Annotated in this window: 19 protein-coding genes; 13 read left to right on the forward strand and 6 right to left on the reverse strand. The window is 40.4% G+C overall.

Going from position 1 to position 25,557, the window contains the following annotated elements:
• The first annotated feature begins 156 nt into the window (after positions 1-156).
• On the forward strand, positions 157-504 hold the full coding sequence (locus OQ267_RS06895; protein WP_265835337.1) for a hypothetical protein: 348 nt from the start codon (positions 157-159) through the stop codon (positions 502-504).
• 18 nt (positions 505-522) lie between these two features.
• Positions 523-915 (forward strand): hypothetical protein, encoded by a 393-nt coding sequence (locus tag OQ267_RS06900; RefSeq protein ID WP_265835338.1) that lies wholly within the window; start codon positions 523-525, stop codon positions 913-915.
• Positions 916-1,034: 119 nt separating this feature from the next.
• On the opposite strand, the gene ettA is transcribed toward OQ267_RS06900, so the two are convergent.
• Positions 1,035-2,714 (reverse strand): energy-dependent translational throttle protein EttA, encoded by a 1,680-nt coding sequence (ettA, locus tag OQ267_RS06905; RefSeq protein WP_088303269.1) that lies wholly within the window; start codon positions 2,712-2,714, stop codon positions 1,035-1,037.
• A 965-nt stretch (positions 2,715-3,679) separates the two neighbouring features.
• On the opposite strand from ettA, the gene OQ267_RS06910 reads away from it, so the two are divergent.
• The 4 genes from OQ267_RS06910 (at position 3,680) to OQ267_RS06925 (ending at position 10,336) form a co-directional block, all read left to right on the forward strand.
• Positions 3,680-4,177 (forward strand): hypothetical protein, encoded by a 498-nt coding sequence (locus tag OQ267_RS06910; protein ID WP_265835339.1) that lies wholly within the window; start codon positions 3,680-3,682, stop codon positions 4,175-4,177.
• Positions 4,178-4,257: 80 nt separating this feature from the next.
• Positions 4,258-7,401: a hypothetical protein gene (locus tag OQ267_RS06915; RefSeq protein ID WP_265835340.1), complete on the forward strand. Its 3,144-nt coding sequence runs from the start codon at positions 4,258-4,260 to the stop codon at positions 7,399-7,401.
• On the forward strand, positions 7,401-9,260 hold the full coding sequence (locus tag OQ267_RS06920; RefSeq protein WP_265835341.1) for a clostripain-related cysteine peptidase: 1,860 nt from the start codon (positions 7,401-7,403) through the stop codon (positions 9,258-9,260). Before OQ267_RS06915 ends, OQ267_RS06920 begins: the two co-directional genes overlap by 1 nt.
• A gap of 98 nt (positions 9,261-9,358) precedes the next feature.
• Entirely contained in the window at positions 9,359-10,336 is a 978-nt protein-coding gene (locus tag OQ267_RS06925) for a methyltransferase domain-containing protein (RefSeq protein WP_265835342.1), read from the forward strand.
• A gap of 69 nt (positions 10,337-10,405) precedes the next feature.
• On the opposite strand, the gene OQ267_RS06930 is transcribed toward OQ267_RS06925, so the two are convergent.
• The 5 genes from OQ267_RS06930 to OQ267_RS06950 all read right to left on the reverse strand — a co-directional run bounded on the left by OQ267_RS06930 (position 10,406) and on the right by OQ267_RS06950 (position 16,071).
• A complete protein-coding gene (locus OQ267_RS06930; RefSeq protein ID WP_265835343.1) occupies positions 10,406-11,296 on the reverse strand; it encodes a hypothetical protein in 891 nt (296 codons plus the stop codon).
• Positions 11,297-11,312: 16 nt separating this feature from the next.
• Complete coding sequence (locus tag OQ267_RS06935) at positions 11,313-11,882, reverse strand: glycoside hydrolase family 108 protein (RefSeq protein ID WP_265835344.1); 570 nt, start codon at positions 11,880-11,882, stop codon at positions 11,313-11,315.
• Positions 11,883-12,173: 291 nt separating this feature from the next.
• Positions 12,174-13,187 (reverse strand): phytanoyl-CoA dioxygenase family protein, encoded by a 1,014-nt coding sequence (locus OQ267_RS06940; protein WP_265835345.1) that lies wholly within the window; start codon positions 13,185-13,187, stop codon positions 12,174-12,176.
• Positions 13,188-14,384: an aspartyl/asparaginyl beta-hydroxylase domain-containing protein gene (locus OQ267_RS06945; protein WP_265835347.1), complete on the reverse strand. Its 1,197-nt coding sequence runs from the start codon at positions 14,382-14,384 to the stop codon at positions 13,188-13,190. It lies immediately after the preceding gene.
• Positions 14,368-16,071 carry a carbamoyltransferase gene (locus tag OQ267_RS06950; protein WP_265835348.1) on the reverse strand — a complete coding sequence of 568 codons (1,704 nt, stop codon included), beginning with the start codon at positions 16,069-16,071 and terminating at the stop codon, positions 14,368-14,370. The genes OQ267_RS06945 and OQ267_RS06950 overlap by 17 nt, the downstream gene beginning before the upstream one ends.
• 207 nt (positions 16,072-16,278) lie before the next feature.
• Here OQ267_RS06950 and OQ267_RS06955 point away from each other — a divergent pair, with 207 nt between their 5' ends.
• From OQ267_RS06955 to OQ267_RS06985, 7 genes are all read left to right on the forward strand, one after another.
• Positions 16,279-16,995, forward strand: a complete 717-nt coding sequence (locus tag OQ267_RS06955) for a Fe2+-dependent dioxygenase (protein ID WP_265835349.1) — start codon at positions 16,279-16,281, stop codon at positions 16,993-16,995.
• A gap of 13 nt (positions 16,996-17,008) precedes the next feature.
• The gene (locus OQ267_RS06960; RefSeq protein WP_265835350.1) at positions 17,009-18,133 is read left to right on the forward strand and encodes an ABC transporter substrate-binding protein; all 1,125 of its coding nucleotides are present in this window, start codon (positions 17,009-17,011) and stop codon (positions 18,131-18,133) included.
• A 2-nt stretch (positions 18,134-18,135) separates the two neighbouring features.
• Positions 18,136-19,074 carry a formyltransferase family protein gene (locus OQ267_RS06965; RefSeq protein WP_265835351.1) on the forward strand — a complete coding sequence of 313 codons (939 nt, stop codon included), beginning with the start codon at positions 18,136-18,138 and terminating at the stop codon, positions 19,072-19,074.
• A gap of 6 nt (positions 19,075-19,080) precedes the next feature.
• Positions 19,081-19,689: a phage tail protein gene (locus OQ267_RS06970; RefSeq protein WP_265835352.1), complete on the forward strand. Its 609-nt coding sequence runs from the start codon at positions 19,081-19,083 to the stop codon at positions 19,687-19,689.
• A gap of 24 nt (positions 19,690-19,713) precedes the next feature.
• Positions 19,714-20,331, forward strand: coding sequence for a phage tail protein (locus tag OQ267_RS06975; protein ID WP_265835353.1), 618 nt, complete (start codon positions 19,714-19,716; stop codon positions 20,329-20,331).
• A gap of 29 nt (positions 20,332-20,360) precedes the next feature.
• Positions 20,361-20,981 carry a phage tail protein gene (locus tag OQ267_RS06980; RefSeq protein WP_265835354.1) on the forward strand — a complete coding sequence of 207 codons (621 nt, stop codon included), beginning with the start codon at positions 20,361-20,363 and terminating at the stop codon, positions 20,979-20,981.
• Between the two features lie 105 nt (positions 20,982-21,086).
• Positions 21,087-25,557, forward strand: a 4,471-nt coding sequence (locus tag OQ267_RS06985; protein ID WP_265835355.1) for a beta strand repeat-containing protein, incomplete at its 3' end; no start/stop codon positions are given.

Genomic DNA, 25,557 nt, shown 5'->3' on the forward strand with positions numbered 1-25,557 from the left:
TAAACGAAACTTTCAATAATATTTGAAAATACAATAAGTTGTATTTATCTTTACTTCGTGAAAGAGGTTAAGTTAGTGCATCAGGATGATATACTATTTGGCAGATCATCTAATTTGATCCCCTTTTAAATATTCACTTTATTAAATCCATTCGGAATGAGTTACAATTTAATAGGATATGGCATTTTTATAACAGTTATTATTTTAATCATCGTTATCGTAGGGAAGATCTGCTATCGAAACGGGAATGTTTTTGTTGGAGCACTTATCCCTGACCATTTGGATTTATGTTTGCAGATTAATAAGACACTTCTGATTTGCTATTACCTGGTAAATATAGGCTATTGTGTGATGATGCTTGCCACCTGGGAGATCATAAATTCGCCTTTGCAGCTGATTGAAGTATTGGTGATCAAGGTGGCCATTATCATTTCCGCATTATCGGTGCTCCATTACACTAATATTTTCTTGCTTACCAATGCCATTCATAAATTAATTAAATAACAATCTAAAAATTTAATCATGGAAACTTCAAAAATTTTAATCGGCTATGCTATTTATCTTCCTGTGGTACTTTTTTTAACCCTCTATGTTTCAAGAACATTATTTAAAAACAGTCAAATTTATATGCTCGATATTTTTAAAGGACGGCAGGAAATTGCCAATGCTACCAATAAGCTGTTTGAAACAGGCTTTTATTTACTGAACATTGGGTTTGCTTTGTTAATTATGAAAATTACCGCCAGTTTAAACAGTTATCAGCATTTGGTAGAGGCTTTAGGAACTAAAATAGGCGGGTTTTCTATTTATCTTGGGCTGATGTTATTCATCAATCTCTACTTGTTTTTTAGAGGTAAAAGGAAATCAAAGGAAAATTATAACCCAGGCACAATGGTAACACCAGTTTCTAATTAGCTAAATTTATTTGAAGAAATGGTTGCGGTTTGTCTTCTGGACGAGTAAATGAACCTTCAGTAAATCATCAATCAGCCGCTGTAATACAAAAAAGTCCCGACTTTCATCGGGACTTTTCATTAATCTAATTTTTTATATCTGATTCGTTTTGGCGTAACATCACCCAAACGTTTTTTGCGGTTTTCTTCATAGTCCGAATAATTTCCTTCAAAGAAATACACTTCAGAGTTACCTTCAAAGGCCAGAATATGCGTACAAATCCTATCCAGGAACCATCTGTCGTGACTAATCACCACGGCGCAACCGCCAAAGTTTTCTAAAGCTTCCTCTAAAGCACGTAGCGTATTCACATCGATATCATTGGTCGGCTCATCCAGCAAAAGCACGTTCGCGCCTTTTTTCAAAGTAATGGCCAGGTGAACACGATTCCGTTCACCGCCTGATAACACACCCACTTTTTTCTGCTGATCGCCACCATTAAAGTTGAATTTGGACACATAGGCACGACCATTTACAGCCTTTGTGCCCAATTGAATGTTATCCAATCCATCCGTGATATTTTCATAAACAGTTTTATCAGCATCCAGGTCATTATGCATCTGATCTACATAACCCAGTTCTACCGTTTCACCCACGCGGAAGGTTCCTGCATCGGCTTCTTCCTGACCTGTAATCAGGCGGAACAATGTGGTTTTACCTGCACCATTGGGGCCAATAATCCCAACAATTCCAGCAGGAGGCAGAGAGAAGTTCAGGTTATCAAATAATATTTTATCACCGTAAGCTTTGGTTACATTAGTTGCTTCAATTACCACATTGCCTAAACGTGGTCCGGCAGGAATAAAGAGTTCGAGTTTGTCTTCTCTTTCTTTGCCATCCTCAGAAGCTAATTTGTCGTAGTTTGCTAAACGGGCCTTAGATTTGGCATGACGTGCTTTTGGTGCCATCCGTACCCACTCCAACTCACGTTCCAGTGTTTTCTGACGTTTGCTTTCGGTTTTTTCTTCCTGTGATAAACGTTTGGCCTTTTGATCTAACCAGCTGCTGTAATTTCCTTTCCATGGAATCCCTTCGCCGCGATCCAATTCTAAAATCCAGCCGGCAACATTATCCAGGAAATACCTGTCGTGGGTTACTGCGATTACAGTTCCTTCGTAGTTTTGCAAGAATTGTTCTAACCAATCGATACTTTCGGCATCCAAGTGGTTGGTTGGCTCATCCAATAAGAGTACATCAGGATGTTGAAGCAATAAACGGCACATGGCCACCCGGCGGCGCTCACCACCTGATAATACACCAATTTTAGTATCCGGATCAGGACAACGTAAGGCATCCATGGCCCTTTCTAATTTCGAATCAATTTCCCAGGCACCCAAAGAATCGATTTTATCCTGAAGTTCGCCTTGTTTGGCCATTAACTTATCCATTTTATCTGGGTCAGAATAGTTTTCTTCCAAACCAAAGGCCTCATTCACTTCTTCGTATTCTTTTAAAATGGCAGTAACTTCGGCAACGCCTTCTTCAACCACCTCGCGAACGGTTTTTTCCGGATCCAGAATCGGCTCCTGAGCCAGATAGCCCACAGAATAACCTGGAGAGAAAACCACTTCACCCTGGTATGATTTATCAAGGCCGGCAATAATTTTTAAAAGAGACGATTTACCAGAACCATTTAAACCGATAACTCCGATTTTTGCACCGTAGAAGAAAGAGAGATAAATATTTTTTAAAACCTGTTTTTGTGGGGGGTAAATTTTATTTACACCCGCCATTGAAAAGATTATTTTTTCGTCAGACATGTTAGCTTCTTATTTTAGAATGTTTAAAGGCATTTTTGTTTCGAAAAGGGGAATTTTATACTAAAATCTGCTTTTTAAAATTCGCCGCAGGCTCCGAAAATGGCAATGCCAAGACCGTGTACAAAGATAGAAACAACAAGCCCATTACAAAATGGTTTGTTAAGTATATCCTAAATTTGATGATGGATGGATCACATTTTGTAATATCGAAGTGAAGAACTGGTATATGTGTAGTTTCTTTTAATTATAAATTTCACTAAATTTAAAGGTAATCATCTGAAAGACCTCTAGCTACTGCTATCGCTGAACCGGTTTTAGCAACAGATCAAAAAAAACTGGTTAAAACAATAATAGCTAATTTATGAAGCAATAGGCTTACTCGCTAAACTTTCATCATCTCTTCCGCCGGGTGTTATTTTAATATTATTTTTTGCTCAGGATGTTTATTCGAAATGATAAAAATATTATATTCGTGCATCAGTAATTGTTCATGATGCAATAACTGTTTAGAATTATCCCAGGGTAATTTTGAAGGAACAATCTAGATATGCAACGCTCTCAAGTCACAACTCTTTCTCGTTGCAGCTGTATTGCCTAAAGACCAATCTTTTTGTTAGCCATAAAACGGCTAATGTTAAGTTTGTGCCTGAAAAATGTATTTAACGACCATAAATATAGTTGATATGCAAAAAACAATGATCCCAATGTGTGCTTTGGGATGCTTAGCCAAAGCACAATCGAATAGTAAACCAACTTTCTTAGGCTCATATCCTTGCTTTTAACTGTACTTAAATTAATGATTGTAAACATTAGTGGTTGGTGATTAATGCCATAAGCAATTTGCACCGATCTGCTGAATAATCTTAAATAACCAAAAGTGGAGACCAGACACCACCACGCAAACGGGGCATCATCCGAAAAGCCAAAAGAGTAGGAAAATTAAAAATTTTAAAAAAATGAGTGACATGAGTCTTCAATTGGGCGTGCAGTTCCAATTACTTAAAACCAAATTAGTGGCAGTTTACGAGAAAACTGGAGAGGAATCTTCTTTTCTTTTAGCTCCTATGAATATCAAAGAAGTTAATAGCGTTAGCTTTAAAGAGATGAAAGATGATTTTAAAGCTGCTTTTAGTAGTGAAATTAGCGCAAAGCAAATAGAAGATAGCCTTACCGCTATAAATAGCGAATCTAAAGATGAAAATAAATTTAATTTAGATAATTTAAAATTCACATTAAAAACAGCTTACATATATAAAAAAGGAGATACTAAGGAATATGCCTTTGCCATTGAGGTGGATTGTGGAGATGCCATTCCTGATTTAGGATTTGTGAAAATAGAAAAATTGGCTTTTAAAATCTGGAATACCGAAAAGAATGTGATCTTACAGCAGCTGAATTTAGATACCATTGAAAATTTAGTTAAGAAACTTGATGCTCCTGAAAAAAAAATAGCCGAAGCATAATAATATTAGATGATTAGTATCAGCTAAGATGATCTATATCTTTTAAGCACAGCCGCAAGCGCATAATTTTTTGATTTCAAATGAGTAACCATACCAACTTCGCTTTTTCGGCTACCGGGAAGATTTTTGAGTTAGATGCATCAGTAACCATTATTTTAAGGAACAATGAAAAATTGCTTTTAGGAGAGCTTGACACCAGTCGGGCTAAGATCAAAGATTTATTGAACAACAATGAATTGGGCGTTAATGGGCTTTCTGCGCAATTTACGCTGTTTAATAGCTTACCCGGAAGCTTTAAGGCACAGGTGCTTAAATCTGCTGGTATCTGGTCTGTAGTTATTCAGTACGATAAAAATGTGGCGGGTGTTAAGGCTTCGCTATATGTTAACGCGGTTGTGCTGGCGGATACTAAACAGTTGGCTTTAAGCATAGACATCGATTTTTTTCAGGGTGGAAATGTATTAGAGCGGTTCATTTACGACACCATGACTTTTTTTGCGATAAAAAAAGTAGCATTAATTGTTAGAAACAAAGCTTCCCTTGCCATAAACCAATATTTGAAAGGAATCGCGTCCGATCATTTTCCCGAAATGGTCTTATCAGATCGCTATGGTAATTACCAATTGCTTGCCAACTCATTATTTGATTTGAAAAATAGTGATAGTGCATTTGGATCGGGGCTTTATCAATTAACTGGTCTGGACCATATTGACTTGATCATAGCAGCAGCGCTGAATACTTCAAAATTTGAGGCGATGCTCATCAGTGCAAATATCAAAAAGGATGGTTATGAAATTGAAAATTTATATTTCGGGATTAAAAATGATAATGGGTTCTACCTGGAGGCTGGAGGGAAGCTTAATTTTCCTTTGAAAGATGATATATTAACCTTTGTTCTTGCCGGAAACCTATCCGTTTCTTCCTTTACCTTGTCTGCTTCTTCAAACTATAAGATACCATTAAACACCACGATTAGCCTGAGCGATTTAGGCTTGATGATTGGCGTAGGGGCAACAGGAATTACTTTTGGGATGACTGGTAGGGTAACAACCAATAATATTTCCATTTTTGCAGGGTTTATTGTTAGCCAGGCTAATATCGGACTAATTACAGCAGCCATTACCTCTACCAAGGGAAGGACTTCCTTAAAGGACATAATCGTAGATATTGCAGAAGTTGATTTTCCTGGAATAGAATTTCTTGATGTGGTGGCTTTAGCCGATTTTGAAATCAATAATGCTAAAATGCCTCTCTGGGACCCAGAAGAGGCCAATAAAGCAGAAATATTGAATAATTTTAATTCGAGCCTGCCTACTGAACTCGCTATCCCCGGTGTAGAAAATCTTCAGGTTTCTGCTTTGGGAACCAGCCGTCAGTCCATTTTTACCGATACTTCAACCATGCGGCATTACCGGGTGGACTCATCGGGAGTTATTTCTTTAAACTGCCAGCTGTTTATATGCACTCAGCCTACCAGAATTGGGAAATATCAGATGAATGTTGGTTTTTTTCTGTGTGGCACTATCGAAATCTTTAATGTAAAGGCTAGAGGACTCTTTCTTATAGAGCCTGGTAATGCTATTCTGGCATTGATTGAAATTTCAAAAATTGAGATCAAGGGAATATTTGAATTGACAAGGTCACGAAAAACAATGCCTATGGAACCTATAGAAGGTGGATTGGCTGGGGCCTTGATAAAAGCAGATGCCCAAGGCCCCGTACTGTATTTAAATATCAACCGGGCATCAAAAAAACTCGAATTTTATTTAAGTGCTTATGTGAATATCTTAAATATCTTTCAGTTAGATGCCTTGATTCTTCTTAAAGACAGAAAGGTATACATTGATCTCGAACTGCAATACTTTGGCTTTAAAATCTTATTCCATTTAGATGGAAACTACGCAGATTTTTCGAGCAGTGGATTTAGTTCACGTTTGGTATTCGATACCAGTGGATTTATCAAACTTTTGGAAGAAGCCCAGAATGCCGTGCGTGATGCGGCCAGGAGCGTGCAAAACTCTATAGAAAATGCAAACCGGAAATTAACCGAGGCGCAGCAGCAGATTTTAAATCTGAGTAACACGATCAATGAATATAATGATTACATCCGGGGTTATCTTGATAGAAGAGAAGATGCTTCCTGGTGGCGCGTTGATGAAAAAATTTATTATTCCGCTCAGATTTTATATTATGAAACCTTAAAGGTGGGTGTCAATGTGGCTATTGGCGTAGCCTATGGTGCTTTGGAAATAGCAAAGGCAGCACTAACCCTTGGAGGAAAGGTCGCATCAGGAGCCTTAGAGGCGGTAGCTAATATTTTAAGTGCCATTACGAAGTTACTGTGGATTAAATCTTTCGTATTGAGTATGGAATTTAGCGCTAATGCCAAGAAAATAGAAGCCGAACTTGAGTTGACCGTTTTTGGAAATGATATCATGTTAAAAGGTTCGTTGGATGTAGATAAAGCGATGAACGATATTGGTGCTTTGATCACTGGTTTTGTGAAGGATAAACTATCTGCTAAAACGCAGGAAGTGACCTCAAATATCGGTAACGGTATTTTTAGAACTTTAAGTTCAGAAACAGATTATAATTTATTAACGCCTAAATTGCAAAGCATTGCGCAAAATAAAAAGGACTATTATGACTTACTGGAATTTCATGACATGATAGAAGATTTCCTGATCGAATCGAATAAGAGATACGTGAATGAATATGAAAAACAACCCGAAGATTGGCAACAAAATATTTGCGAAATAGAAGAGGTAAAACTCAAAAATGAAGTGATACAGCGCCAATGTGTAGAAGCCTTTGATGATGAGTTTGTAAGTTCATTGGATGAAGTAATTACATTGGTACGCGATAACCAGGTTAGGGCCAATATTTCGAATGAAATGGACCAGCAGATGACCGATCTCTTAGGTCTTGTCAGGGATATAAACGATCAGAAAACAGTTGCAAGAAGTTTAAGGAGCGAAAGACGTTCTTTGTTTTCAAGAGTAGAGAACGTTATTGAAGATAATAACGAAGTTAAAAGATCATTTAAGGCCAACAGCGATTTTGATATAGATCAAGCCAATGAGAATTATGCAGATGGGTTATCAGAATTGTTAAAGAAAACATTCCCAGATAATACGAATGAATATGGCGAGGAATTTAAAGATGCTGTGGCCGCAGCCATTTATCAATTTAGAAATCCTCCACAAATTAATCCAAGAAGATAATGGGCTTCATTAGAAAAAGTCGCCATTTACTGTTAATACTATCTGGATTAATATTTTATGCTAATATCAGCTATGCTCAAAACGTGGAGCCTAAGCGCAGTTTTGTGCTGCTGATTTATATGAATGGATCAGACCTGGAAAGCAAACATCAGTTGGCGAGTGAAGACATTAACGAAATTATCCATTCCTATAATAACGTTGAAGATAACTTTGCAACGGTGATTTTGCAGGGAGGGACTAAAAAATGGCAATTCTCTGAGCCGATTTCCAGCGATAGCCTGACCTATAGTAAGGTTACTAAAAATGGGTTTGAAAAAGTAAAAGTTACAGCCAACAAAAGTATAGGAGACCCATCAACCCTGGTTGATTTTATTGCTTATAGCAAAAAGAACTTCCCTGCAGAAAGATATGGGTTGATTTTTTGGAATCACGGAAGAGGCAGTGTATATGGTTTTGGATATGATGAGTTATTTCCTGAAGATATTTCCCTGTCGTTACGTGAAATGGGAGAGGCTTTTGCTGATTTAAAACATAGCCAAAATGATTTAAACCTGGATTTTATAGGTTTTGACGCCTGTTTAATGGCAACCATTGAAACGGCTACCGTACTGGCACCCTATGCTGAATATATGGTTGCCTCACAAGAACTTGAACCTGGCAACGGCTGGAATTATAAATATATCATCAACTCCTTATCTACCAATCCAAATCTAAGCACAACTCAACTTCTGGAGGGAATTGCAAAATCGTATATCGATATTTATTCGTCTCAACCTTATCTTCAGGCAACATTATCTGTAATAGCGCTTAATAAAGTTGACGCTTTAAATAAAAGTATAGGAAAATTGATCAGTAATATTTCTGCAAATCTAAATTCAACGTATCCGCCTAAAGAAGCTTTTAGACAGAAATCAAATTACCGGGCCAAGTCCAAATCATTCGGATTACCTTCTTTTTCATTTGCGGCTGAAGATATGATTGATATTTTTAGCTTTTTTAAGATCGCCGCTAAAAGTACCGATACATTGTTTAGCGATTTCGAGAAAAAAATGCGAGATGCAGTTCTATTCAATGTTTATTCAAAAAATTTAGATAAAGATGCCATTTCAGGGCTTTCGGTATATTTCCCTTATTACAATAGAAAAACAGCCAGCCAGTTAAATGATTATTTGCTAACGCCTTTCAATACAGAATTTGAAAAATTTATTGAAAATTATGTAGCTGAATTAATAGGTGGAGGTGCTGATAGTGTTTTTGTTAGTGATTCGGGAAGAAAGCTAAACGCAGCCATGCTGGTTAACACCAATAAGATTTACTTAAACATCAGAAAGCTAATAGGGGATAGTTCGCTAGTGTCGTATGGATTGGATGCCTACGATACCAATGTGGATTACCGTGGAAATATTACCTTGTATGGGAGTAATAAAAAATGGGATGCCAGGTGGATCAGTATTAACGATATCAATGTTTGTGTATTCATGGGCCTTTCCAATCAATCGGGTGTATCTTACAATGTACCTGTGCTTTGGAATGGAAAACAAGCTGAACTCATGATCAAGTATTTTAATGTTGACGGGGAAAATCTGGCCAAAGTGATCGGATTTCGGGAGATTTATGCTGATGGAATTACGGATAAGATTAAGGACCTTCAAGCACATGATGAAATTACTTTTCTGGGTCAGAATACCCTGGATGAATCAATGAGTATTGAATTGGGTAAAATTACCATCACTGATCCTTCAGCTTTAGACATCAAGCTTTTAACCATGCCAAAAGGAAATTATCAGGTAGGATTTTGTATAGTGGATTTTTATGGAAATAAACACTATACCAAATTTGAAGATTATATAATCAATTAATGTCCTGTTGATATGGTTAAATAAATTAATAATTAACGACCGGTCTGACCTAAAATTTTTTTAGTTCAGCATTTACTTTTAGTATTAGATATAAATATATGGAATTAACGACTCAACAACGCAACGAAAGCATTTCTAATGCGACTAATGCCTTACTCTTTGAAGACGACTATCTGCACATCAAAAATGCTATTGACCAGCTCCATTTGCTTTTTGCCGGCGTAACCGGGGTAAATGCAGGTAATATTACAGATCAAGATATTCATCTGCCAAGCGGTAAAGCGGTTTCAACTATAAAAGCAGCTCATTGCCTGATGGAAATAGACCGCACGCGCAAATTTTTAAGGGGTATACATCAGGCAATTAATCATATTTTGGATAAGCGGCCAAACCAAACCATTAACATACTCTATGCGGGATGTGGTCCATATGCAACTCTACTTACACCATTAACTACAATTTTTACGGCACAACAGGTAAGGTTCACTATGCTTGATGTGAATGCTGCATCACTTGATGCGGCGCGTTTACTATATAAAGAATTGGGTATATTGGATTATGTGACGGATTTTGTTTGTACGGATGCAACGCATTATCAACTCTCTGCAAATGGGAGTATTGATATGATCATTTCAGAAACCATGCTTAATGCTCTCAGAAAAGAGCCTCAACTGGCCATCATGAATAATCTTGTTCCACAATTAAACCCGGATGCCATTTTCATTCCGGAGCATATAACTGTTGAAGCTGTGTTAACCCGATGGGAGGAGGAATACAAGTATTTTATTACACCGGATTATCAGCCAAAAAGGATCAAAGCAGGATTGGTGTACCGCGCTGACAGGAAATTCCAGCTTCCAAAGCCAGTTGTTATTCATGCTCCCGCTTCTGAAACCCATAACCGCCTCGACTTATTTACAGAGATAAATGTGTTTGGCGGGGAGATGCTAAAAACTTATAATTGCAGTTTGACCATGCCATTAGCCGTTTGTAAATTAGAAAATCAAAATGAAGACATAGCGGTAACATTTGAATATGTGATGTCTGATAACCCCGGTTTCACCTGCACATTTTAAAAAATAGTATTTACAAAAGAACAGCGACAGAATAATCTGTCGCTGTTCTTTTGCCCGGGTTTAGCTTATTTATGAAGTCGTTGTATAATCACTATTTGGCGAAGATGTTGAATCACCTGTAGCCATTGTCTGATCCTGATAGGAAGCCGGATTGTTCTCCGTAGAAGTAACTGTTGGTGGTTGCAGGGAATTAGTTGCCGGAGGGAATACCTGCGGCGATGGTGGGACACCAGATAATCCGTTATTTGCGGCGGCAGAATCAATGGAAGGGTCATTTTCCTGCGTTTTCAAGGTCAAGTAAGCGGCACTGCTTATCCCGGTTAGCCACAAAAGTGTCTGGCTCAGTTCGGGTAAGGCACAGCCTGTTTTAATATTATATACTTTATTCAGAAAAATAATTACAGCAATGACAGTCCAGGTTACCTTCTGGAAACGATGTACACTAATGCCATTATCATCAGAAAGAATGTCAACAAAAAAGCCTTCTGAGGGGCTGTTCTGATGTCTGAAGCGACCATCCTGTATTTCACGCTTGTCTATCATGGTTCCACCTGCAGCGACACCAGCACTGATTCCCATTAAAATCAATGCCGTTTCATTCAATTCGGTGTCATTGCAATTACCCATGCAAAGTTGTAGATAGATATAGCTGCATGATATGACCACTGTCCATATACCCAATTGCACCCGCGACAAGCTAAACGGATTAGTGCTTTTAAAGGCCGGCAAACGTTTCCGCATTTTTATCTTTACAGCATTGGTATTAAATAAATCCTGGTCATTTACTTCATCCCGAAGCATATTCGTGTATAAAGCCAAGGTAAAAAAAGCCAGAACGATTCCCAGTATAATGATAAGTGCCAATGTTTTATGAAGATCATAAGATTGGCCAGTCCCTTTACATCCGGTAATAAGCCCTGTTGCAATCAGGATCAATAAAAGTCTCCAAATATTTTTCATAATTATTCAGGCTATATTATGGCAAAGCCGGATTAAATGGCGTTAAACGACTGAACCAAGAGTTCTGAAACTGTGCCTGGGAAGGATGCTGTTGAATAATATTTAGATAACGTTGTTTTCGAAGTGCAATAACCTGGTTGTATAGTGCTTCCAGCGGAATACTGTTAGCTGCGGCAATGGTTTGTTGCCCAACTATGCCATCTACTATGAGTTTACCAGGTATAATATTATTTATTGCCTGCTGTAAAAAACGGGAGGCGATACCTGTACCCATATTTACAGCCGTGTCAAATAGCTGGTTGGCAAGCTGTTGGCTATTTAAATTGTCGAGACTGATCACATCCCAGAAATTCTGCTTATAAAATGATTGTACTTCAGCCTGTACCGCACTATCGGCAGCAAGTACTGCATTGATATTTTGCGGATGCGTTGAAACTGCCTGATTTACTGCAGGCCAACCGGCCCAGTTTGGCCAGAAATTTTTGGCGATACCTGCGTAGGTTTCACCTCCGCTATCATTGGGATTATTGGCATAACCACCTTCGTTGCCCATTGTAATTTTAAATGCCGGATTGAAAATTGCCATATTTAGATATAATTAAGTTTTTAACTTTTAGTATCCATACGTCAATGCTCCTGATACCATAAAATCCATTACGGTAAATGATCGAAAAATTTAGATTGCTGAGGGCATTAACGGCCTTTTTTAAAACAAATACGGTTTGTAAAACCTCTTTTGTGATAGATACAAGGTTATTTCAAATATAGCTTTTCATTTTTATTAATAAGCAAAGCGAACCGATAAATTTAAGTGAAAAAAGTTTTAGCATATAGAAGCTGTAAGGCTGGTTTTGAAGATTTGAAACGTCGACAGTCCTTAAAGCCAGTGTTGTTGCAGGGGTATATCGGCGGGTTGATAATTAATATATTGTACAAACCGGGGCTTTAGCGAAGTATTTGGGCGGCTGCCGTGTGGTAATGCCTGGTGCCAGATGACAAAATCCCCTGCCGCTGCTGCAATAGGGAAACTACCCAGGGCATGCAGGTTTTCTGCTCTGGGGTTAGTGCCTTCAGGGAGGGAGGGAAGCCACTCCGAAATACGGTTATGAAATCCTGGAACCAGTGTGAAGGCACCCTGTTCGGGAGCTGTATCTGTAAGGTAAAGCAAGCCCTGCAGGTTAAACGGAATGGGAAGGTCAAGACCGCAATCCCAATGTAAATCGGGACCTGGGAATTTCCAGGTATCGGTTTCCGGAGGGTTAAAACCTACGCGGTCTGTTGTTACCCAGATATCTGTACGCTGCCATAATTGTTCGTAAGCCATTCTGATCCTTGCTGACTGCCTGTTTTTTTGTAACAAGGGATGCTGAAACAATTGTATCATAATACCCTGCCTTGAAGTATGTGGTCCATACCAGGTTTCAGGCTCATTAAGTTTTATTTTTAGAAAATCACAAATCACATCAACCGTGGCCTGGCAGTCTGCTTTCGGGACCACATTTTTAATAATGATATACCCGTTTTGTGCCCAAAAAGCAAGTTCTTCATCATTGAGTATGGATGGTATGGACTCGCTAACCGCAGGTGTTTTAAAGAACAAGCTGTTAAATTTGTCAACTTGTTCAGCGGGCGGAGTACCTGCAGTTCGTATAATCCATTGTTCAAATTCTTCAAATGCCGGAGCATACTGGAAAACATAAGTCAAAGTTTGCTCCTGGCCAAGTCCCAGAACGCTCAGTAAGGTTTTGTCCATTTGCCATTCCTGTCTCCACATGTCATCATTAAGCTGGTTTGCTCTTCTGAGCATTACCTTGCTCCAAAAACGCTTGATGTGCATCAGGCCTAAAGCACCTGTTTGTGTCGATGGCGATAAAGTAAATTCCGTAATCATTTATTCTTCCGCTGTATTGGTGGTATATACATTTTGTTGACAGGTCCAGTGTAACATTTTTGGAAAAAACAAATCAGCTTCATGGCCTGAAGGATAAGTCATCCCGTTCCATTGCAGCAATGGAACGCCGAAAAAACGGCTCTGGGTAAAGTTTTCAACAATGCTTTGGCCTCCACCTTTATATCCGTTATCGTGGAACACAATGTGAGGATCAATACCCAAATGTACTGATGCAGCATATGACCAGGCAATAGCCATCAATTCGCCGCCGTCATTGATATTATTACTGGGTAAAGAATCATTCATCTGGCGGCGAATTTCGGCAGGCATGCAGGCCAGGTGTCCGGCTTCATGCAAAATATCTCCAGGATAAAGTAACTTGTCCGTATCCACAATCAATTTACCATCCCTTAGCTTAAGGCCAGGTAAGAAGGTTTCGCCCTCTATTGTCTCCAACTGGTATTGCAAACCGATCTCTGTAATAAAATCGAGAAGTTTGGCGATTAACAGGTTGTGATTTAATTCTTTTTCCATCTGATCAGCCAGTTCATTGGAACAATCCGTGTTTGCCATCTTCAGACTTGTGATGACCTGTTGAGTGGCTTCCGGATTTTCTTTTAAAAAGATTGTTTTTTTCTCTCCTTCAGTGATCATTTTGGTAAGCCATGTGTTCACTTTACAATCGATGACGAGATGTATTCTATCTGCCAGACCATTGTTGGCCACACGGTGCTTGATATTGGCATTGATGTACCAACATTCGCCTTCGTTCATCACCACACGGTCTTCATCCACATAAAATTCGACTCCGGGGTTGGTGAATATGGGAATATGTAAGCGTGCCTCTCCCTGTTCAAAGGCAAGTTCGATATCTCTGTGCACTTTAATAACTGATCCTGCGTTGAGGTTGAGTAAGCGGATGGAAAATTTTTCGCATTCAAAATTTTCCAGAAATCTGCTTGTTTCAGGAAGATTGTTCAGTAAAGCTGTGTTTTCAAAATGCGTGTGGTGGAACAGTTCGGCGTAGGGATTCTCACTATTCCCTCCGGGTGTACGCAAAGGCAAAACATGCCAGTTTCCTATATAATTGGCAGTATTGTAATGCGGCATCCATTGATTACCAGTTAATAAATCGTTCAATTCTTGCTGCAGCAGATGAACGTTAATGCGGAGGTTTAATTTAGAGAAGCAAATCATGATGCTTGCAAATTATAAAATTATTTAATACTAATACATCAATTGCGCCGGATAAAAAAAGCGATACGGCCTCAGCAGGTGTTTCAACTATTGGCATTCCTTTACGGTTGAGCGACGTGTTCAATAAAACACCTATACCAGTTTTCGCCTCAAAATCACCTATCAGCTGATAGAAGTCTGCATTAAAGGCCTGGGTAACGGTTTGTACCCTGCAGGTCCCATCTTGATGCACAATGCCATCGAGCTGATTTTTCCATTCCGGCTTTATCTCATCAATCAATATCATATAAGGACTTTCCCACGCATGAGTGAAGTATTTTTGTACATCATCAATTCTTACCGACGGTGCAAATGGCCTGAAATCTTCCCTGAATTTAATGGCACTGTTAATGTGGTTTTTTATGCCTTTAATACGCGGATCAGCCAATATGCTACGATGTCCTAAAGCTCTTGGTCCGAATTCAGCTCCACCTTGAAACCAACCCACTACTTTGCCCCGGGCAAGTTCGGTAGCCGTAAGGGCAACAAAATCTGCCGTTTGTGTGACTGAAAATGCGGTGTTACCACGGAGTCCGGCCTTAGCTATGGCTTGTTCCACAACATCATCAGAATAGCGCTGTCCGAAAAAAACATGCGCAGGTGCTGATGTTTTAGGATGCCCCATCACCTCGTGCCAGCCATAATAGGCACAGCCAATAGCCAGTCCGTTGTCGCCTGCTGCAGGCTGAGCGTATAAATTTTTGACAATGCCCGACAGGAGTAATTTATGATTGGCTACTGCATTTAAGGCGACACCACCGGCATAAGCAAAATTGGCATGTGGCTGAAGTTTAGCGCGCTCCTGAAAAAGATAAATGATTGCTTTTTCTGTTTCATCCTGTACCCAGCGTGCCATGTCAGCATAATGCGCAAAATCATTTTTAAAGTCATCATAGCCTGATGAAGGCCTGTTAAAATATAGATTTACATTTTCGTAAAGAACTTCGATTAATCCGTTTTCCAGTTTAAACAATGTCGGTTTTCCATTTAGGCCACCATAAGGCGCCAATCCCATCAGTTTGCCCACATCATCAAGGTTGCCGAAGCAGTATTGACTCGCGGCATGATAAAGCCCACCTATGGAATGATAATTGGTTGGTAATTTTAATGATGCGGTATGCTGAAATAATTTAACCTCAGAAAAATCTTTAAATAAAGGAATCAGGGTTTTTCCGTTAAAATGATAAAAACTATCTTTTTCACAGTACATTCCACCATCAAAAGGATAGGATGGTACCATGGTGCCTTCAAGATCTAAACATTGACTGTAAGGACTACCTGCGCCATCGATAACCATTACATTACATTCATGATATGGAGACATGCCCACAGCACTCCAGGCATGTGCCAGATGGTGGGATAAGGTAATAACAGGGGTTTGAATATGCGTATCGAAGTACCGGCGTCCGGCATATTGGCTTAGGGAGATGTTGTTTTCAAAATTTGAGGCCTGTACAATTAGCGTTAAATCGGCAGGTGTGATCCCGGCAAAATCCAGGCAATATCGAACCGTATCAAAATCGTTACCTCCGTCATGCTTAATCCTGCTAAGCCTTTCCTTTTCAATCGCAACCAAAATGTTCCCATTTTTTAATAGCACAGTTGATCCGTTATGAGACAGGCCTGTTCCAAGAATATAAGTATCCATTAGCGTTTAATATGATTAAAATGTGCTAAATCAGGACATAAACATATGAAGAATTTTAGGGAGATGCTGGTGTTATCGTTCATGTCTGGTTAAGTAGATAGCCGTATCAGTAGAGGAAACTTCTATTTAAAAATATTTTATTCTTACTGACTTCCAAATATAAAAAGTTATTAATAAATTTACACCTATCTAAATCGGCTCTCTCTAATGAACTCTCAAGTCATAACCGCAGATCAAAAAAATCATTGTATTTTAAATGGTACGTATCTGTATATCCCTAAACTACTCAACGAAGTAGAAATCAATCAGGTAAATTTTCTTTTGAAATCCGGAAAATTCGATGACGGCAGGTTAACAGCATACAGCGCTGCGAAAGACGTGAAAAGCAATTTGCAGCTCAATAGCCAAACACAAGAGCATGCCGCTATCCAACAAAGTATTCTAGAAGCGCTTAACCGCAATGCTTTATTCAGAAATGCGGTTCTTCCGCAAAGCATACATCCCTTTATAATTAGTAACTACAAGCCGGGCATGCATTATGGTTGGCATGTTGATAGTCCGGTTATGGGCAATATGATCCGTACGGATGTGGCCATTACCATTTTCCTGAATGATCCTGAAGATTATGACGGAGGGGAGCTGGAACTGCAGACGCCAAATGGAAATGTATTGTACAAACTCAATAAAGGGGATGCAATCTGCTATCCATGCACGCACATTCACCAGGTACGGGCAGTTACGCGCGGTGAAAGGAATGTCGCCGTCAGCTGGGTGCAGTCCTTGGTGAAAGAAACGGAATACAGAAAGTTATTATTCGAAATTTTTCAAATCACGGAAAATCTACATAAAAAAGCGCTGATTGGAGAAGAATATCTTTTTCTACAGCAACACTATAGTAACCTTTTGCGGATGTGGGCAAACTAATTTTATACAATTAATGGCATTTAGAAAATTAACAGTGGGCGTTTTGCTATCCAATTCATCCATCACGCCAATGGCGAAGCAATTTAGCACCGGATTAAAAAATGGATTAAAGAAGCTGAACAGTGATGTTGAAGTAGAAATTGTGCCCGAATTTATCGGACAGGGATCACGTGATCTTGCTGAAGCTGCCATTACCAAGCTGGTTAGTTTTGATGATGCTGACGTAATCACCGGTATAGTTTCGAATAAAGTCGGTATTGATCTTTCTGAAAAGATAGCAAACGTTAAACGGCCGTTCATCATTAATAACATCGGCGAGCATTTGCCAGATCCTGAAAAATTTAACGATTACATGTTCCTGAACTCTAATCATACCTGGCAGCAATTGTGGTCAATGGGTAGTTGGGGGGGTAAAACCTTTGGTAAAAAAGGAATGTACGTATCTGGTCTGTATGATTGCGGCTATTCATTTCAAAGCATGCTGAGTGCCGGTATGGAATCAGTATCGAGTGGGGTAACCATGCCATTTGCCCTTGCGCCAACACCTAACCCTAAAGAAGCAGGCGATATTTCGGCTGTATTTGAGCACATCCATCACTATAAGCCTGATTTTATTCTGGCTACTTTTTGCGGCAAAGAAGCCGAAATGTTTTTAACCCAATATGTAGAGCAGGGCTTGCATAAAACGATTCCGCTACTTGGTCTGCCATTTTTACTGGAACCATTTACAACAGCTGAACCCGTTGAGGTGTACACTACACTGTCAATAAACCGTGAACTCAAGCCAGAGCAGCTTGAGGAGGTGAGTCATGCTATGGCAAATCCTTTTACACAATTTGGTTTTGAAACGGGTTTACTCATTGCCCGGGCGGTTAAAGATCAGGGCGGAAAATCTTTACAAAAAGCCATTGCTGAAGCCGAAATTGAAACAGACCGAGGCCGTGTTGAAGTTAAATCCCGATCAAATGCTATGCAAAGCAGGGTTTACCTGGTTAAAAATACTTTTAATGGCATTAAAGATGAAATATCGCGGCAACTGATTGGTGAACTGGAGACGATTAATATCAATCATGAAGATGTCAAGCAGATCAACAGCCAAACGTCTTCCTTTTGGATGAACCCTTATCTCGGTATCTAAATATGAAAATAGCGGTTATATGCAATTCAGATTCACTTGCATTTCCAACGGTCCAGGCATTATTCTCGCAAGGACTTTTAGTTGGTGTAGCTATTCTGGAGCGAAGTAGCAAAGTGTTGCTGAAGCCCTTGCATGCTATTGGCTTATCAGGCAATCAAATATTACAATTGCATCATGGCTCTTGGGAACATGAATTAAAGCATTGGTTGACGGAATTAGATGCAGATGCTGTTTGGGTATTTGGTTTCCCCTGGATGATTCCAGATCACTTACTCGAAAGTGTACACAAGGGCTATCTGAATTTTCACTTCGGAGAATTACCTAAATACCGTGGTGCCGATCCGATATTCTGGCAAATCAAAAATAATGAACCTTATGCAAGCCTTACGGTACATCAAATGACGGCGAACATAGATGCGGGACCCATTGTATGGGTAAAGCAATTACCCATTATGAAAGGTGAAAATTATGGGCTGCTTTGCCAGCGGTTAGGGTTTATGGCACTAGATGCAATTCCTCTTCTGGTTAATAATAGTAGCCTCTTGTTTGGTGTAAATAAAAATGCTGATAATGAGGAGCGCTTTGAAAAAAGACCAGGTCATCAGGAGCTGGCTATTAATTGGAAGCAGCAGTCTTCAGATGAAATAGAGTGCCTGATTAATGCAGCGAATCCAAAATATGGCGGCGCTACGGCTTGGGTAAAAAATGCAGAAGTACGCATACTAGAAGCATCGCCGGCAGAAATTCAGTTACCGGAAGGGGCGGAGCCAGAACCCGGCACTATAGTTTATGCTGATGCGCTTTATGGATTAATTGTATCATGCCGTGAAAATCGTTTTTTAAAGATTAACATTTTGCACATGCGTGAAGGCTATTTTTCAGGAAGTAAGCTTTTTCAGATGGGCATAAAAGCAGGAGAAAAATTTATAAATCTAAATTAAAATAATATGGAAGGAACAATTGCAGAAGTCCGGATTTTTGCCGGCAACTTTGCACCCAAAGGTTGGACTTTATGTCAGGGTCAGTTATTAAATTTAAGCACTAATCAGGCCCTTTTTGCATTGGTAGGTACCTTGTATGGTGGAGATGGACAAACTACATTTGGATTGCCTGATCTACGTAGCAGAACGGTAATAGGTGCAGGTGCCGGTGCTGGCTTGTCCACCTATATTGAAGGTGAGAAGGTTGGTGTAGAAACGGTGTCACTTACCTTAAATCAAATACCTGCACATACGCATACCGCTACCATTACTTCTGGAACAGGTAATGGAACAGGTGATGCTACATTTTATGCTAGTCCGAGTGCCGGAAGCCAGTCGAGCGGACAAAATGCTTTTATAAGCGAGGATGGATCAGGCACGGTTAAAACTTATACCCCCAGTGGTACATTAAGTGCTTTGAATAGCAAATCTGTAGAAGTAACGAACGTAAATATACCTAATCCTGGTGTGGCGATACAGGCAGCCGGGGCAGGCGCCGGACATAATAACATTATGCCAAGCATCGCATTAAATTATATTATCTGTTTACAAGGATTATTTCCTTCAAGAAATTAAGTACTAAACCTAAATTAAATTATTATGGAAGGATATATAGGAGAAATTCGGGCCTTTGGAGGCAATTTCGCACCAGTGAACTGGCTTTTTTGTCAGGGTCAGTCAATGCAAATAAACGAATATACGACGCTTTTTACGGTGATTGGAACTATTTACGGTGGTGATGGTGTAACAACTTATAATTTACCAAACATTGCCAGTCGCACTGTTGTAGGTGCAGGTCAGGGAACTGGTCTTAGCGCTTATAATTTAGGTCAGATTAGCGGTGAGGAATCTCATTCACTCACTGTATCAGAACTGCCAACGCATAACCATCAGGCCTCGGCTACCTTTAGTACAACTGCAGGTTCTGCTGAAATTTCATTAAATGCGGTTGCCGCGCCAGGTCTTGAGGCTAGCCCGGTAGGAAACTATTTAGCACAGGATTCATCAGGTACCGACAATATTTACGCTAGTGAGGGAAGTTCTACCAACCTGGTTAGCTTAAATAGTAAAGCTGCACAGGTGAGCAAACTTTCGCCACCTTTAGCAACGGTAAATATAGGCATAGCAGGTAGCAGCGTTCCGCACAATAATATACAGCCGGTACTTGCAGTAAACTACATTATTTGTATTGAGGGAATTTATCCTTCAAGAAACTAAAGATTGATTCATACTAAATTTTATTAACAATGGAAGGAACTATAGGAGAAATAAGAATGTTCGCCGGAACATTTGCACCACGGTATTGGTCTATTTGTAATGGGCAAATGTTACAAGTAAGGGGCAATACTGCACTTTTCGCCATAATAGGTAATATATATGGTGGCGACGGGAAAACTACATTTATGTTGCCTGATCTTCAGGGACGTACTATTGTAGGCGCAGGGCAAGGCCAGGGGCTTAGCCTGTATGATCCAGGTGATGCCTTAGGCGTGGAGGCATTAAGCATTAATTCATCAGAGATGTCTGCGCACAACCATAATTTAATCTATACAGCTGCAGCAGGTACTGCAACTGTCACCATTAAGGTTTTAGCTGATCAATATGATCAACCCGGGCCTGCAGGTAACTTATTAGGTGCTCCAGATGCATTAGGAGAGTCCATATATGGTGTTCCGCAAGGGATGGCACAAGAAGTGCCTATGGCCACCGGTACGCTTACTGTAACAAAGGTTACCGGCCCGCAGCTAACCAGCGTGACTATAGCTGCTACCGGTGCAGCTGTACCTGCTGTACATGAAAACAGGCAGCCTTCGCTTGCACTTAATTATATGATTTGTTTGCTTGGAAATTTTCCCATGAGGAACTAATATAAAGATTCTAATACCATTTATAAGTATAACCGGTAGCTTCAATCCCGGTTATACTTTTTATTATCTACCGCAATGTATTGAAGATTTAGAAAAGTTATTTATATGAAGAAATTTTACAAAAAAGCATTTCATTTTTTATCTATTGCCCTGGCACTAATAATTACGACTTTAAATGCCAGCGCTGCTTTATCTAAAGGTGATCTTGCGGTAATTGGAATGAATAGCGACGCAGATGGCGGAACAACCCTACGTAGTTTTGCCGTGGTGGCACTTAATACCATTCCTGCGAATGAAGTAATTTACATCACCGACCGTGGATGGGTGAATGCCTATGGCTCAACTGCAGGGCATTTCGTAGCCGTAGCAACAACTAATGAGGGCACTTTGCAATGGCAGCCTTCTTCAACTATACCAGCAGGTACGGTGATTATTTTCAAGATTGACTTAGCTACCAGAACCGTGTCCGCTACAAAAGGCGATGGTACTGCGTTTCTTAATACAGATTTTTCAATATTGTCGGGCACATGGAGCAATGCCACGCTCTCTACCAACCCATGGCCTCCGGCAACGGGTGATCAGCTAATCATTTACCAGGGAAATGAAGTCAGCCCTTCATTTATTTTTGCGTTTAATAATATCAGATTAAATACTGCTGTTGGGACTACCTCAAACGGATGGAATATAAATCCCAACAGTACTGAGCCCACTACGCAGCTTCCAGCTTATAGCGAATTACCATCTGATTTAGGTACAACTTATTCTACCGGCTTCCTGACCAGTACGGCTAATTCACGGTACCCCAATGAAAAGTATAATCCTACTTCATCAAGCGGAACCAAAACAGCATTTTTAACAGATATTACGAATACGGCTAACTGGATTAATAAAACCACTTCCGGTTCAGCATATGACTTTAGTTTGGGTTTCGGCGCTAATAATGTGAAACAATTTAATCTGGGCAACTCGGCAGCACCTACCGTTACAGCTGCTAAGATTAACATCAGCGGTGCAAGCGGCACAGGCGGTGCATTCAAAATAGGAGATGTTGTAACCGTAACATGGGATAATACTGCCAGTGGTGATAACAATTCTGGTATCACAGCTGTAACAGTTGACTTTAGTCAGTTCGGCGGTGGCACTACGGTTACGGCTACCAACAGTAGCGACATTTGGACAGCTATTTATACAATTACTGCCGGCACTATTGATGCCACAAGTAGAAATGTTTCTATATCCGCCACGAACGCAAACGGATCTACCACTACAGCTGACGATGCTAATGTTACCGTTGACAACCAGGCACCAACAGTTACCGATGCAAGGATCAGCATCAGTGGAGCAAGCGGAACAGGCGGCGTTTTTAAAATTGGTGATGTGGTAACCGCTACCTGGAACAATACAGCAGGAGGCGATAATAACTCGGATGTCATCTCGACCGTTACTGTTAATTTCAGCCAGTTTGGCGGAGGGAATGCCGTTGCTGCCGTGAACAGTAGTGGTACCTGGACTGCCGTCTACACCATTACGGCTGGTAATATCAATCGTGTAACCAACAGAAATGTGGCGGTAACTGCTACTGATAATGCAGGAAACAGTAGCACCACCGCAGATGCTACCAATGCTACGGTCGATAATCAGGTACCGGCTACACCTGTTATTGTTTCACCTGCTAATGGCGCAACGATTGCCTCTCTAACGCCAGATTATACAGGCTCTTCTGATGGAAACATTTTAATTACCGTTTATGTAGATAATAACGCTATTGGTACGACTACATCCGACGCTAGCGGGATCTGGACTAGATCGCAATCTTCTGCGCTTACCTTCGGTTCACATACCGTTAAAGCTACTGCCACTGATGCAGCTGGTAATGTAAGCCCTGAAAGTGCAGTAAACACATTTACAATAGGTGGTTCTCCGGTAGTAACCACTACAGGTAGTACAATTTCTTTTTCAGGTTCGGCAGTTGCTGTGGATAACGGAATTACTGTTTCAGACCCTGATAATTCGACTTTGAGCAGTGGTAGGGTATCCATTTCCGGAAATTTTCAAAGCAATCAGGATGTTTTGAATTTTCTTGCCAACAGTTCAACATATGGTAACATCACGGGGAGCTATAACAGCAGTAACGGTACACTAACACTTACATCTGCTGGCGCTACTGCCACAGTACCGCAGTGGCAGGCGGCCTTCAGATCTATCACATACAATAATACCGCTTCTACTCCAAATACCGCTTCAAGAACGATCTCATTTATTGTAAATGATGGTGCTAATGACAGCAACACGGCCAGCAGAGTGGTAACGATAAACCCGCAAACCACAATTACTGCTCTTGTAAGGGCAAGTTCAAATCCTACTAATGCAGCCTCTGTACAATATACGGCAACATTTAATGGTTCGGTTACAGGCTTAACCACCAGTAATTTTTCAATAACCACCAGTGGTAGTTTATCCGGGGTCAGTGTAACTTCAATAACCGGATCGGGCAATACATACACCATTACGGTGAATGCAGGTATCGGTACAGGAATTCTTACGTTAAATCTGGCCAATACTACAGGCATCTCTCCAGCCATAAGTAACGCTTTACCATATGCTGGACAGGATTATACGATTGATACGACGCGTCCATCAGTGGTGATTACGAGCACTGCCGGTGCATCAGGCAGTTCAACAAGCAATTCTCCAATTCCGTTTACGGTCACCTTTTCAGAGGCCGTAACGGGTTTTGTAGCAGGAGATATTACGCCGGGGAACGCTACGATCAGCGGGTTTTCAGGAAGCGGAACGACTTATACTTTTAATGCCACACCAATAGCGAATGGTGCGGTAACGATGAACATTGCGGCTAATGTGGCACAGGATGCTGCAGGCAATGGCAATACGGCAGCCAGTCAGTTTTCGATTACTTATGCACAAGCCAATCAAGCTCCTATAGTTACCACCACCGGTGGTTCAAATACTTTTTCGGGTTCGCAGGTTGTAATAGATAACGGGCTAACGGTTGCCGATGCTGATAACACCACACTAAGTTTTGCTACGGTTGGTATCACTGGAAACTTCATTGCCGGAGAAGATATATTGACTTACACGAATAATTCTTCAGCGTTATATGGCAATATTACCGGTAGCTATAATGCCGGTACAGGTGTATTAACTTTAACATCAAGTGGGGCTATTGCAACGGTTGCGCAATGGCAGGCTGCTTTAAGATCAGTTGCCTATAATAATACGGCGGGATCACCAAATACCGCAACAAGAACGATAAGTTTTACAGTAAACGATGGTACTGCAAATAGTAATACGGCTACCAAAAATGTAACGGTTATTAACCAGGCGACAGTAACTTCAATTGTTCGTGCGGCATCGAATCCAACTAATGCTGCGGCTGTAACCTATACCGTTACTTTTAATAAATCGGTAACAGGTCTGAGTACAACTAATTTTTCCATCACCACAAGTGGTACCATAAACGGTATTTCGCCTTCCGTATCTGGTTCAGGTACTACTTATACCGTTACCATTAATACGGGTACAGGTTCTGGAACGCTCAGGCTAAATCTTGCTAATTCTACCGGTATCTCGCCTAGCACAATTACTAACCTGCCGTTTATTGGAGAAACATACAATATTGATAAAATTGCACCTTCCGTTACCTCGGTAGCTGTTCCGGCTAATGGTACTTATACCGCTTCACAAAATCTTGATTTCACGGTTAATTTTTCAGAAGCTGTTACAGTCGACGCCACAGGTGGTACACCTTATATTGATGTAAATTTAAATACAGGGGGTACTGTACGTGCAAATTATATTTCGGGTAGCGGCACCACTGCACTCGTATATCGATACACAGTTGCCAGTACAGACAGAGATTTGGATGGCATTGTTTTAGGTGCGTTAAATATCAATGGGGCTACCATTAGGGATGCAGCTGGTAACGATGTAAATACTACATTAAATAATGTGGGCAGTACCGCTGGCGTACTGGTAGATGGAACCCCAAGCCTTCCTCAAACTATTACATTCAATACTTTGCCTGCAAAAACTTATGGTGATGCAGACTTTGATCCGGGAGCAACCAGTGACAATCCTGGCATTCCAATTAGTTATACAAGTAGTAATACAAGCGTAGCAACAATTGTAAATGGTAAAATTCAAATTATTGCTGTAGGTACATCAACCATTACAGCCAGCCAGACAGGAGATGCGACACACAGTGCAGCTGCTAATAAACAACAAACACTTACTGTTAATGCAAAAGCGATCACGGTAACGGCAGATGCGAAGACAAAGAACTACGGCGATGCCGACCCTGCACTGACGTACAGCATTACCTCGGGCGCACTGGTGGGTACTGATACTTTCACGGGAAGTTTAAGCCGTTTGCCAGGCGAAAACGTGGGAACATATGCGATCAACCAGGGTACGCTTGCACTGAATGGCAACTATACTTTAACTTATATTGGTGCTGATTTAACGATAGGTGCGAAAACAGTAACGGTAACGGCAGCCGCGAAAAGCAAAACCTACGGTGATGCTGATCCTGCACTGACTTATACTTTTGCTCCGG

The sequence above is a fragment of the Pedobacter sp. MR22-3 genome, assembly GCF_026240075.1.
Classification (GTDB): Bacteria; Bacteroidota; Bacteroidia; order Sphingobacteriales; family Sphingobacteriaceae; genus Pedobacter.